The sequence below is a fragment of the Saccharopolyspora indica genome, assembly GCF_027853965.1.
In the GTDB taxonomy this organism is placed as follows: domain Bacteria; phylum Actinomycetota; class Actinomycetes; order Mycobacteriales; family Pseudonocardiaceae; genus Saccharopolyspora; species Saccharopolyspora indica.
The window spans coordinates 236,562-248,878 of the sequence record NZ_JAQGLB010000002.1 but is presented as its reverse complement, the minus strand read 5'-3'; the positions used below and the strand labels follow the sequence as shown (position 1 = coordinate 248,878).

Genomic DNA, 12,317 nt, shown 5'->3' with positions numbered 1-12,317 from the left:
CGCGGAAAACTCCTTACTCGAACGTCACCGTGCGGACGATGCGGGCGCCGACCGCGGCGCCGATCGGCTCCAGGACGCCCTGCTCGACCGGGCGGTCGACGCGCAGCAGCATGACCGCGTCCGAGCGGTCGGTGGTCTGGCTGACCGTGGCGGCCTCGATGTTCACGCTGACCTCGCCGAGCAGCGTGCCGACCTTGCCCATCACGCCCGGGCGGTCCGGGTACTCCAGCAGCAGCACGTTGCCCTCGGCGCGCAGGTCGAAGTTGCGGCCGTTGACCTCCACCAGCTTCTCCACCAGGTTCGAGCCGGACAGCGCGCCCGAGACGCGCGCGGTGCGGCCGTCCGCGAGCCCGGCGCGCACCGTCACCACGCTGCGGTGGTTCGGGCTCTCCGGCGAGGTCTCGACCTCGACCTGCACGCCCAGGTCCTCGGCCAGCTGCGGGGCGTTGACGAAGGTCACCTGGTTCTCCACCGCGCCGGCGAACACGCCGCGCAGGGCCGCCAGCTGCAGCACCGAGACGTCCTCGTCGGCGAGCTCACCGCGCGCCTCGACGGTCACCGAGCTCGGCGTGGTGCCCAGCAGCGCGGCCAGCAGCTGGCCGAGCTTCTGGGTCAGCGACAGGTACGGGCGGACCTCCTCGCCGACCGCACCGCCCTGGACGTTGACCGCGTCCGGCACGAAGTCGCCGCGCAGCGCCAGCCGCACCGAGCGGGCCACGTCGGTGCCCGCGCGGTCCTGGGCCTCCGCCGTGGAGGCGCCCAGGTGCGGGGTGACGACCACGTTGTCCAGCTCGAACAACGGGCTCTCGGTGGTCGGCTCGGTCTTGAACACGTCGATGCCCGCGCCGCCGATCTGGCCGTTGCGCAGCGCGTCGTACAGCGCGTCCTCGTCGATCAGGCCACCGCGGGCGGCGTTGACGATCAGCAGCCCGGGCTTGGCCTTCTTCAGCTCCTCGGCGCCGATCAGGCCCAGCGTCTCGGCGGTCTTGGGCAGGTGGATGGAGATCGCGTCGGCGCGGGTCAGCAGCTCGTCCAGCGAGACCAGCTCGATGCCGAGCTGGGCGGCACGGGCGGCCGAGACGTAGGGGTCGTAGGCGATCAGCTTGGTGCCGAACGCGGCCACCCGCTGCGCGAAGAGCTGGCCGATCTTGCCCAGCCCCACCACGCCGACGGTCTTGCCGTTGAGCTCGACACCGCCGTAGGAGCTGCGCTTCCACGCGCCGCCCTTGAGGCTCGCGTCCGCCTGCGGGACGTTGCGGGCCACCGCCAGCAGCAGGGCCATCGCGTGCTCGGCGGCCGAGACGATGTTGGAGGTGGGGGCGTTGACCACCATCACGCCGCGCTCGGTGGCGGCGGGCACCTCGACGTTGTCCAGGCCGACCCCGGCGCGGGCGACGACCTTGAGCTTCTTCGCCGCGGACAGCACCTCCGCGTCGACCTTGGTGGCGGAACGGACCAGCAGCGCGTCGGCCTCGGCGACGGCGTCGAGCAGCGCCGGCCGGTCCGTGCCGTCCACGTTGCGGATCTCGACACCGTCTCCCAGGGCGTCGATCACGGACGGAGCCAGCTTCTCGGCGATCAGGACGACAGGACGGCTTGCGTTGGTCACGGGCGAACTCCAGGTGGAAGATCACGGTCGGCACGGCGATGTGCCCGGACGGGTGGGGAGTTTAACGGGAGATTGAGAAAGTGTTCACAAGGGTGTTGCCCGGATCACCGGTTCGGAACAATCCGCCCGGATAATCCGGTTGACCAGCATTATCGCAGATCAGCCCAGGTGCGAATAGGACAGCACGAGACCGGTGGGGTGAATTGCCACTAAATCGGACTAGTGGTTCGGACTGTCCGTGCACCCGCGGTTGCGCGACCGGGAAATCGGCGGGGACTGCGCGGAGCGACCCGCGCAGCCCACCCGTCACGGCTCGTCGAACTCGCCGTCCTTGGCACCGGCGACGAAGGCGTCCCACTCCTCCGGGGTGAAGACGAGCACCGGCCCGTCCTGGTCCGCGCCGTTGCGCATGCCGACGTAGCCGTCCACGAACGCGATCTCCACGCCGGGTTCGTCTGGGTCGTCGGTGCTGGTGATCCACTCCGCGTCGGAGAAGTCCAGCTTGTGGCGGATGTGCGCCTTGTCGTCGACGATCTCGTTCTCACTCACGATGCGTACTGTAGACCTCACCCGCAGCGACGATCCCACCCCTGGTAAAACGGGAAAACCCCGCCGGGGCGCGACAACGGCACGAGGCCCGGTGCCCCTTGTGGGGTGCACCGGGCCGTTCGCATCGGCAGTGCGCGCGGGTAGCGCGCCGCCGAAAACCGTGGGAGCGGCGTCAGCTCACTTGTTGGTCCACGACATCAGCGCGCGGAGCTTCTTGCCGACCTCTTCGATCTGGTGGGCGTTGCCCTCGGCCTGCAGCTTGGTGAAGTTCGGCCGGCCGGCCTCGTCCTCGGCCACCCACTCCTTGGCGAAGGTGCCGTCCTGGACCTCGGCCAGGATCTTGCGCATCGACTCCTTGACGTGGGCGTCGATCACGCGCGGGCCGCGGCTGAGGTCGCCGTACTCGGCGGTGTCGCTGATCGAGTAGCGCTGACCCGCGATGCCGCCCTCCCACATCAGGTCGACGATCAGCTTGAGCTCGTGCAGCACCTCGAAGTAGGCGATCTCCGGCTGGTAGCCGGCCTCGACCAGCACCTCGAAACCGGTCTGCACCAGCGCGGAGGCGCCACCGCAGAGGACCGCCTGCTCACCGAACAGGTCGGTCTCGGTCTCCTCCTTGAAGGTGGTCTTGATGACGCCGGCGCGGGCACCGCCGATGGCCGCGGCGTAGGACAGCGCGAGCGCCTGGGCGTTGCCGGAGGCGTCCTGCTCCACGGCGATCAGGCAGGGCACGCCCTTGCCGTCGACGAACTGGCGGCGCACCAGGTGGCCCGGGCCCTTCGGCGCGACCATCGCGACGTCGACGTCGGCGGGCGGCTGGATCAGGCCGTAGCGGATGTTGAAGCCGTGGCCGAAGAACAGCGCGTCGCCCTGCTTGAGGTTCGGCGCGATGTCGTTGGCGTAGATCTCGCGCTGCTTGGTGTCGGGCGCCAGGATCATGATCAGGTCGGCTTCGGCGGAGGCCTCGGCCGGGGTCAGCACCTTCAGGCCCTCTTCTTCGGCCTTGGCGCGGGACTTGGAGCCCTCCGGCAGGCCGACCCGCACGTCGACGCCCGAGTCGCGCAGGCTCAGCGCGTGGGCGTGGCCCTGGCTGCCGTAACCGATGACGGCGACCTTGCGGCCCTGCACGATACCCAGGTCGGCGTCCGCGTCGTAGAAGATTTCAACTGCCATGGGAGTTCAGCTATTCCTTTCGAACGTCTTCGTCTTGCGGCCTGTGGCGGGGGTGTTCAGCGCACTGCAGTGGCCGTTATGGAGCGCGGTCCACGACCGATCGCGATCGTGCCCGACTGCACCATTTCGCGGACGCCGTAGGGTTCCAGCATTCGCAGCAACGCGTCGAGCTTATCGGCGGTTCCGGTGGCCTCGATGGTCAGCGCCTCAGGGGAGACGTCCACCACTTTCGCGCGGAAGAGCTGCACCGTCTCCAGGACCTGGCTGCGCACCGAGGCGTCGGCGCGGACCTTGACCAGCAGCAGTTCCCGCTGCACCGCCGCTTCGGTGTCCAGCTCCACGATCTTGATCACGTTGATCAGCTTGTTGAGCTGCTTGGTGACCTGTTCCAGCGGCTGGTCGCTGACCTGGACCACGATCGTCATCCGGGAGATCTCCGGGTGCTCGGTCGGGCCGACCGCGAGCGACTCGATGTTGAAGCTGCGCCGGGAGAACAGGCCGGACACCCGGGCCAGGACGCCCGGAACGTTCTCCACCAGCACGCTGAGCGTGTGTCGGCTCATCGCGCGCTCACTCCTCGTCCTCGAACTGCGGGCGGACGTCGCGCGCAGCCATGATCTCGTCGTTGCTGGTCCCGGCGGCCACCATCGGCCACACCTGGGCGTCGGCGCCCACCACGAAGTCGATCACGACCGGGCGGTCGTTGATCTCCATCGCGCGCTGGATGACGCTGTCGACGTCCTCTTTGGACTCGCACCGCAGGCCGACGCAGCCGTAGGCCTCGGCCAGCAGCTTGAAGTCCGGGATGCGGTGCTTGTGGGTGCCGAGGTCGCTGTGCGAGTAGCGCTCGGCGTAGAACAGGTTCTGCCACTGCCGGACCATGCCCAGGTTGCCGTTGTTGATGATGGCGACCTTGATCGGCAGGTCCTCGATGGCGCAGGTCGCCAGTTCCTGGTTGGTCATCTGGAAGCAGCCGTCGCCGTCGACCGCCCACACCGCCGCGTCCGGCGCACCCGCCTTGGCGCCCATCGCGGCGGGCACCGCGTAGCCCATGGTGCCCAGGCCACCGGAGTTCAGCCAGGTGCGCGGGTTCTCGTAGTCGATGAACTGCGCGGCCCACATCTGGTGCTGGCCGACGCCCGCTGCGTAGATGGCCTCCGGCCCAGCGATCTTGCCCAGCCGCTCGATGACGTACTCCGGCGACAGGCTGCCGTCGGCGGGCCACTCGTAGCCCCGCGGGAACCGCTCGAGCCAGTCGTTGAGCTGCGCCCACCACGGTGCCAGGTCCGCCGTGCCGTGCTCGGTGGTGGCGGCGCCGACCGCCTCGATCAGCTCGGCGATGACGTCCTTGCAGTCACCGACGATCGGCACGTCGGCGTGGCGGTTCTTGGAGATCTCCGCCGGGTCGATGTCGGCGTGCACGACCTTGGCCTCCGGCGCGAACGACTCCAGCTGCCCGGTGACCCGGTCGTCGAAGCGGGCGCCCAGCGCGATCAGCAGGTCGGCGCGCTGCATCGCGGTGACCGCGGCGACCGTGCCGTGCATGCCCGGCATGCCCAGGTGCTGCGGGTGCGAGTCGGGGAACGCGCCGCGCGCCATCAGCGTGGTCACCACCGGGATGCCGGTGCGCTCGGCCAGTTCGCGCAGTTCGGCGTGCGCGTCGGCCTTGATCACACCGCCGCCGACGTAGAGCACCGGGCGCTGCGCCTCGGTGATCAGCTTGGCCGCCTCGCGGACCTGCTTGCCGTGCGGCTTGCTGGTCGGCCGGTAGCCGGGCAGCTTCATCTCCGGCGGCCAGGCGAACGAGGTGGTGGCCTGCTGGACGTCCTTGGGGATGTCGACGAGCACCGGGCCGGGGCGGCCGCTGGCGGCGATGTAGAACGCCTCGGCGATGGTGCGCGGGATGTCGTCGGGGTTGGTGACCAGGAAGTTGTGCTTGGTGATCGGCAGCGTGATGCCGCAGATGTCGGCTTCCTGGAAGGCGTCGGAGCCGATCAACGCGGTGCTCTGCTGACCGGTGATGGCCACCACCGGAACCGAGTCCATCTGCGCGTCGGCCAGCGCGGTGACGAGGTTGGTCGCACCCGGCCCGGAGGTGGCCATGCACACCCCGACCTTGCCGGTGACCTGGGCGTAGCCGGTGGCGGCGTGCCCGGCGCCCTGCTCGTGGCGGACCAGCACGTGCCGGACCTTCTGCGAGTCGAGCAGCGGGTCGTAGGAGGGGAGGATGGTGCCGCCCGGAATGCCGAAGACGATCTCGCAGCCCACGGATTCCAGGGAGCGCACCAGTGCCTGCGCACCGGTCACCTTCACTGGGGCACCGCTGGGCGGTGCGGGCTTCGGACGGCGTCCAGGCGGGGGCGCCGGGACCGGATTCTGCCTGGTGTTGGCGCTGGTCATCGGGTCTGCCTCAAGGTCGGTAGGTTGGGCTGGACACGAAAAAACCCCCGCGGACCACAAATGGCCCCACGAGGGTTGGCGCGTCGACGCTGCGAACTTCCTAGGCGTCGACGCGCCGGGGAAGTACGAGAATGTTGTGCAGTCGCAGCATGGCAAGGACGTTAATCAACGCACTCCGTTCCGTCAAACCATGCGGGACGATCCTCCCGCATGGTGGACACCCAGAACGCCCGGCACCGCCGTCCGGGACGCCGTATCCGCAGTTCAGCAGCACTCCGCCAGCCCTCCGTGTGACGTACGCCGCGCCCGGTCGTGTCATGGCCGTGATGGGATCCGCGCGCTCCGGACCACGGGACCTTGGCGGCCGCGCAACCGCAGGTGAGACCATCGACAGCGTGAGCGAGACCCCGCAGCAGCCCGAGCAGCCCGAAAACGACCAGGCCGCCAACGCCCCGGCGAGCTCCGAGCAGCCGAAGCGCCCCGAGCTCCCGAAGTCGCTTACCTTCCGGATCACCCCGGTATCGCTGCTCGCCGTGCTCGCCATCCTCGTCTGCGCCACCCCGCTGGCCTGGGCCGCGTACCCGTGGGGCCTGCTGGTCTACCTGATCCCGCTGGGCCTGGCCTGGTGGATCCTGCGCACCCGCACCACCGTGAGCCAGGACCAGGTCAAGGTCCGCACGGCGCTGGGCGGCGGCCGGTTCGGGTGGGACGAGGTCACCTCGCTGCGCCTGGACGAGAAGCGCTGGCTCAAGGCGGTCCTGACCTCCGGCAAGGAGATCACCATGCCCGCGGTGCGGGTGCGCGACCTGCCCCGCCTGTCGGTGATGAGCGGTGGGCGCCTCCCCAACCCGGAATCGCAGGAGTAATCTCGGCGGCACCGCCACTCCCCGCGCCCACAAGGCGCGTCCCTCGGTGACGGATGTCCCCAGCGGAAGTCGCCGCGCGCGTTCTGCGCTGACACCACCGAACATCCGCGCCGGGTGAAATGCGCTCTTCCCGAACGAGAAGGTGGATATGCCTCAGCTGCGCTCTCGGACGACTACTCATGGACGAAATGCCGCTGGCGCGCGGTCGCTTTGGCGTGCCACCGGCATGACCGACGACGACTTCGGCAAGCCGATCGTCGCCATCGCCAACTCCTACACCCAGTTCGTGCCCGGGCACGTGCACCTGCGCGACCTCGGCGACGTGGTGGCCGAGACGATCCGCGAGGCCGGCGGCGTGGCGCGGGAGTTCCACACCATCGCGGTGGACGACGGCATCGCGATGGGCCACGGCGGGATGCTCTACTCGCTGCCCTCGCGCGAGCTGATCGCCGACTCGGTGGAGTACATGGTCAACGCCCACCAGGCCGATGCGCTGGTGTGCATCTCCAACTGCGACAAGATCACGCCGGGCATGCTCAACGCCGCGATGCGGCTGAACATCCCGACCGTGTTCGTCTCCGGCGGGCCGATGGAGGCGGGCAAGGCCGTCGTGGTGGAAGGCGTGGCGCAGGCCCCGACCGACCTGATCACCACCATCGCCGCGTCGGCGAACTCCGCGGTGGACGACGACGGGCTCAGCGAGGTGGAGCGCTCCGCGTGCCCGACCTGCGGGTCCTGCTCGGGCATGTTCACCGCGAACTCGATGAACTGCCTCACCGAGGCGCTCGGCCTGGCGCTGCCCGGCAACGGCTCGACGCTGGCCACGCACGCCGCGCGGCGCGCGCTGTTCCAGGAGGCGGGCCGGACCGTGGTGCGCATCGCCAAGCGCTACTACGGCGAGGACGACGAGTCGGTGCTGCCGCGGTCGGTGGCGAACAAGAAGGCGTTCGAGAACGCCATGGCGCTGGACATGGCGATGGGCGGTTCCACCAACACGGTGCTGCACACGCTGGCCGCCGCGATCGAGGGCGAGGTCGACTTCGACCTCGACGACATCGCCGAGACCAGCCGCCGCGTGCCGTGCCTGTCGAAGGTCAGCCCGAACTCCGACTACCACATGGAGGACGTGCACCGGGCCGGCGGCATCTCGGCGATCATGGGCGAGCTGGACCGCGCGGGCCTGCTGCACCGCGACGTCTCCTCGGTGCACAGCGCGAGCCTCACCGAGTGGCTGGACAAGTGGGACATCCGCGGCGAGTCCCCGTCGCCGGAGGCCATCGAGCTGTTCCACGCCGCACCGGGCGGGGTGCGCACCACGAAGGCGTTCTCCACCGAGAACCGCTGGTCCTCTTTGGACACCGACGCGGCGGGCGGCTGCATCCGCGACGTCGCGCACGCCTACACCGCCGACGGCGGGCTGGCCGTGCTCAAGGGCAACCTCGCCGAGGAGGGCGCGGTGGTCAAGACCGCGGGCGTCGAGGAGGAGCTCTGGTACTTCCAGGGCCCGGCGCGCGTGCTGGAGAGCCAGGAGCAGGCCGTCTCGGCGATCCTGAACAAGGAGATCCAGCCCGGCGAGGTGCTGGTGATCCGCTACGAAGGTCCCGCAGGCGGGCCGGGCATGCAGGAGATGCTGCACCCGACGGCGTTCCTGAAGGGCTCCGGCCTGGGCAAGAAGTGCGCGCTGATCACCGACGGCCGCTTCTCCGGTGGCTCGTCGGGCCTGTCGATCGGCCACATCTCCCCCGAGGCCGCCAACGGCGGCACCATCGGCCTGGTGGCCAACGGCGACCAGATCCTCATCGACGTCCGCGAGCGCAAGCTGGAACTGCTGGTCTCCGACGAGGTCCTGGCCGAGCGCCGCGCCAAGATGGACGCCAGCGAGCAGCCGTGGACCCCGGTGGGCCGCGAGCGCAAGGTCACGGCGGCCCTGCGCGCCTACGCCCGCCTCGCCACCTCCGCCTCCTACGGCGCGGTCCGCGACGTCAACAAGTGAGCGTTCTCTCCCCGGTGAAGGGCACCTTTAGGCAAGTAACTTGCTGAAAGGTGCCCTTCACCGGGGTCCGCCACCCGATCGATACCGGGGTGAAGGGCACCTTTCGCCAACTAGCTTGGTGGGAGGTGCCCTTCGTCGCTCATCTGATTGAGGGAGCGGGCTCGCGAGTGTTGGTGCGGCCCGTTCTGTCGTCTTCGGGAACTAGTGTTGCGGTGGAGTTCCAGGAGGTGGGTGGTGTCGGACGAGGTCGGTGCGCTGGTGGCCGCGGCGGTGGGTGGCGACCAGGTTGTGTTCGGCGAGTTGACCGGGCGCTACCGCCGGGAGCTGCAGGTGCACTGCTACCGGATGCTCGGCTCGTTCGACGATGCCGAGGACGTCGTCCAGGAGGCGCTGCTGCGGGCGTGGCGGCGGCGGGAGACCTACGAGGGCCGGTCGACGTTCCGCGCCTGGTTGTACAAGATCGCCACCAACGCCTGCCTCGACCTGATCGACCGGAACAAGCGGGTGGCCGCCGCCTACCGGGTTCCGCCGCTGGCCGGAGCGGGGTCGCCGCCGCCCGAAGTGCCCTGGCTGCAACCGGTTCCGGACCACCTGCTGGAGCCGGTCGCCGACGCCGAGCAGGAGCCCGCCGCGGTGGCGGTCGCGCGGGAGACCGTCGAACTCGCGTTCCTGGCCGTGATCCAGCAGCTGCCCGCCCGGCAGCGGGCCGTGCTGATCACCCGCGACGTGCTGGGCTGGCCCGCCACCGAAACCGCTGCGCTGCTGGAGACCAGCGTGGCCTCGGTGAAGAGCGCGCTGCAGCGGGCGCGGGCGACGTTGAAGCAGCAGCTGCCCCAGAACCGGGAGGACTGGACGCAGTCCGCGGAACCGAGCGCCGACGAGCGCGCGCTGCTCCGGCGGTACGTCGAAGCGCACCAGCGGGCCGACCTGGATGTCCTCGCGGGGCTGCTCGCCGAGGACGTGCGGCAGACGATGCCACCGCACCCGGCCTGGCTGGTCGGCCGCGGCCCGCTGCTGGACTTCGCCCGCCAGGTCTTCGACCCGGATTCGCCGTGGCACCTCGGTTCGTGGCGCAGCGTGCTCACCAGCGTGAACCGGCAGCCCGCCGTCGCGCACTACGTGCAGCGCCCGACCGCCGAGCAGACCCGGGATCTCGCCGGGGAGTTCCGCGCGCAGGTGCTCGACGTGCTGCGCGTCGACGACGGCCGGATCACCGCGATCACCTCCTTCGAACCGCGCTGGTTCGCCGCGGCGGGCCTGCCGCTGGTGCTGCCGCCGAGCTGACCGATTCCTTTTCCGCCGAGGGACCGTCACACCAGCAGAAGACCTCGTTGAAAGGCGGAAATCCCATGGACGACACCATTCGCTGCCTCGACCGGCTCGTCGGCACCTGGCGGGTGAGCGGCGGCGCCACCGGCCAGATCACCTACTCGTGGTTGCCGGGCGGGCACTTCCTGCACCAGGAGATCGACATCGAGCAGGACGGGCACCGGGTGCGCGGCATCGAGATCATCGGCCGCGAGAAGCCCTTCGGCGCCACCGAACCCGGCGCCGACCTCAAGTCCCGGTTCTACGGCGCCGACGGCGAAACCTTCGACTACGTCTACGAGATCGACGGCGACGAGCTGATCATCTGGGGCGGCGAGAAGGGTTCGCCCGCCCACTACCGCGCCCGGTTCAGCGCCGACGGCGACCACCTCGCCGGCGACTGGGTCTGGCCGGGCGGCGGCTATCACGCGGAGCAGACCCGAATCCGCTGAGCACGCCTTCCGCAGGTCAAAGGCCGTGAGCGTTTCGGGGTGCCATAGCGCCCCGAAACGCTCACGGCAGCAAGCGGGGGCGCGCACTTCGCGTGCGCGCCCCCGCTTCGGTCTTCGGTCAGGGCCGGTGGAACACCAGCAGGACCGCGGCCGCCGCACCGGCGGCGATGATCAGGCTGATGAAGCCGAACGCCAGCGGGCGGCGGAACCACACCCGCCCGTAGTCCAGCGCCACCCGGCCGGGGCCGGTGAACATCAGGCCCAGGCCCAGCACCAGCAGCGTCGCCTCGAACTCGAAACCACCGCTGCTGTTGAAGAAACCGGCGCCGAGCTTGAGGAAGATCGCGTTGGCCATCACGCCGACGACGCCGGCCGCGGCCAGCGGGGTGAACAGGCCGAGCACCAGCAGCGCACCCGCGCCGAGCTCGGTGCCGCCGGTGACCAGCGAGAGCACGGCGCTCTGCTCGAAGCCCATCTTGGCCAGCGCCTGGGCGAAACCGTCCGGACCGGGGCCGCCGAGCACGCCGAAGAGCTTCTGCGCGCCGTGCACCAGGAAGAGCCCGCCGAGCGCCAGCCGCAGGATCAGCAGACCGAGGTCGGTGCTCCCGCTCCAGCCGAACGGCTTGCGGGTGCGACCGAGGTCGTCGTAGTACGCCTCATCGTCGCGCCCGCGGGGATCCACCAGCGAGGTGGCTTCGGCGTCGCTGTAGCCGTCCTCGTCGTCGTAGTAGTCGTACTTCGACGAGCCGAGGCTCTGCGTGCTCCGGGCACCTTGCGCACCCGCCCCTGGCTGTTGGGCGTGCGCACCGTAGCTGCGATCGTCGGGGTAGCCGCCCGCACCGCCGGGGCGATCGTCGTGAGTCCTCACGCCGGACGAGGCTAGGGCATGTTCACCCCACCGTGCGACCCCTTCGGCAAAACCGTCTCGACACGTAACTGCTTCGAGACCCCGTCCGGTGCGTGCGGCAGAATGGTCCGATGACGCGGCGGGTGTTCCGTGATTTCGATGTTTCCGCTGGTAGCGGCTTGCGCTTCCGGGAATGGGCGGAAGCCGGTGACGCCGCGCGGCCGATGCTCCTGCGGTGTCCGGAGCTCGTGGCGGCCACCGAGCTGCTCCCGGTGGATTCCGCCACGCGAACGATCACCTGGTCACCGCGGCGCACCGGCGCGACCACCCCGCGTGATCACGCGGCGGACGCGATCGCCGCGCTCGACGCGGCCGGAGCCGAAACCGGCGTCGTGGTCGGCTGGTCCGGCGGCACGGTGGTGGCGGTCGAACTCGCCCGGCGCTTCCCGGACCGGGTGCGCGGCTTGCTGCTGCTGACCGGCCCGCCGACGCTCGGCACGGATGCCCTGCTGCGCGCCGTCGGCGTCCCGGACGCCGTTCGCCGGCTCCTCGCGCTGGGCGGCTCGACGTCGCTGCGGCTGCTGGGCGACTTCTTCGAAGCCATCACCGCGAACCTGCCCTACGCCAACCTCCCCGGCCGCCTCGTGCAGAACTCGGGGCTGCTGCGGGAAGATGCCGACGGATCGGGCCTCGCCGAGGCGATTCGCCTGCTGCTGCAGCACGACTGGCGGTGGCACGCCGAGCTGAGCCTCGCGTGGAGCTCCTCGGCCCGCGCCCGGGTGTCCGGCCTGTCCTGCCCGATCACGGTGCTCGCCGGTGCGCACGACGTGCTGGCCGACGTCAGCAGCCTCGCGCACGCGGTGGCCGAACTCCCCCAAGCACGCGTGCGAACGCTGCCGACGTCGCACTTCCTGCCGTTCGAGGCACCGGACGCGGTGCGCGAGGAGCTGTCGCTGCTGCTGCACCGGGTGGAGGCGGTGGAATGCGCGAGGCTGGGCATCGATCCCCCGCCGCCGGGAGTCCCGCGCATCCGCCTGCCGCTGCCGGAACGGGCCTGAGAGCTCGCGGATCGGCTTCCCGCCTGCGGGACAGGACGCTTGCGTCGGGCAAACGCCGAAGG

Annotated in this window: 11 protein-coding genes; 5 read left to right on the top strand and 6 right to left on the bottom strand. The window is 70.2% G+C overall.

What is annotated here, in order from left to right; translation table 11 throughout:
* Positions 1–13: 13 nt before the first annotated feature.
* From serA to OU416_RS04995, 5 genes are all read right to left on the bottom strand, one after another.
* A complete protein-coding gene (serA, locus tag OU416_RS05015; protein ID WP_270925629.1) occupies positions 14–1,609 on the bottom strand; it encodes a phosphoglycerate dehydrogenase in 1,596 nt (531 codons plus the stop codon).
* Between the two features lie 306 nt (positions 1,610–1,915).
* Positions 1,916–2,161 (bottom strand): DUF397 domain-containing protein, encoded by a 246-nt coding sequence (locus OU416_RS05010; protein ID WP_270926076.1) that lies wholly within the window; start codon positions 2,159–2,161, stop codon positions 1,916–1,918.
* A gap of 174 nt (positions 2,162–2,335) precedes the next feature.
* Entirely contained in the window at positions 2,336–3,331 is a 996-nt protein-coding gene (ilvC, locus tag OU416_RS05005) for a ketol-acid reductoisomerase (RefSeq protein ID WP_270925628.1), read from the bottom strand.
* 56 nt (positions 3,332–3,387) lie between these two features.
* Positions 3,388–3,894 (bottom strand): acetolactate synthase small subunit, encoded by a 507-nt coding sequence (ilvN, locus tag OU416_RS05000; RefSeq protein WP_093146719.1) that lies wholly within the window; start codon positions 3,892–3,894, stop codon positions 3,388–3,390.
* Between the two features lie 7 nt (positions 3,895–3,901).
* Positions 3,902–5,731 carry an acetolactate synthase large subunit gene (locus OU416_RS04995; RefSeq protein ID WP_270925627.1) on the bottom strand — a complete coding sequence of 610 codons (1,830 nt, stop codon included), beginning with the start codon at positions 5,729–5,731 and terminating at the stop codon, positions 3,902–3,904.
* A 395-nt stretch (positions 5,732–6,126) separates the two neighbouring features.
* Between OU416_RS04995 and OU416_RS04990 the strand changes: the two genes are divergently transcribed.
* The 4 genes from OU416_RS04990 to OU416_RS04975 all read left to right on the top strand — a co-directional run bounded on the left by OU416_RS04990 (position 6,127) and on the right by OU416_RS04975 (position 10,350).
* Complete coding sequence (locus OU416_RS04990) at positions 6,127–6,597, top strand: PH domain-containing protein (protein WP_270925626.1); 471 nt, start codon at positions 6,127–6,129, stop codon at positions 6,595–6,597.
* A gap of 148 nt (positions 6,598–6,745) precedes the next feature.
* The gene (ilvD, locus tag OU416_RS04985; protein ID WP_270925625.1) at positions 6,746–8,590 is read left to right on the top strand and encodes a dihydroxy-acid dehydratase; all 1,845 of its coding nucleotides are present in this window, start codon (positions 6,746–6,748) and stop codon (positions 8,588–8,590) included.
* A 234-nt stretch (positions 8,591–8,824) separates the two neighbouring features.
* Positions 8,825–9,874, top strand: a complete 1,050-nt coding sequence (locus tag OU416_RS04980; RefSeq protein WP_270925624.1) for an RNA polymerase subunit sigma-70 — start codon at positions 8,825–8,827, stop codon at positions 9,872–9,874.
* Positions 9,875–9,939: 65 nt separating this feature from the next.
* Positions 9,940–10,350 carry a hypothetical protein gene (locus OU416_RS04975; protein ID WP_270925623.1) on the top strand — a complete coding sequence of 137 codons (411 nt, stop codon included), beginning with the start codon at positions 9,940–9,942 and terminating at the stop codon, positions 10,348–10,350.
* Between the two features lie 118 nt (positions 10,351–10,468).
* Here OU416_RS04975 and OU416_RS04970 read toward each other — a convergent pair whose 3' ends face one another.
* On the bottom strand, positions 10,469–11,218 hold the full coding sequence (locus OU416_RS04970) for a DoxX family protein (protein ID WP_270925622.1): 750 nt from the start codon (positions 11,216–11,218) through the stop codon (positions 10,469–10,471).
* A 110-nt stretch (positions 11,219–11,328) separates the two neighbouring features.
* Here OU416_RS04970 and OU416_RS04965 point away from each other — a divergent pair, with 110 nt between their 5' ends.
* Positions 11,329–12,255: an alpha/beta fold hydrolase gene (locus OU416_RS04965; RefSeq protein WP_270925621.1), complete on the top strand. Its 927-nt coding sequence runs from the start codon at positions 11,329–11,331 to the stop codon at positions 12,253–12,255.
* Positions 12,256–12,317 lie beyond the last annotated feature (62 nt).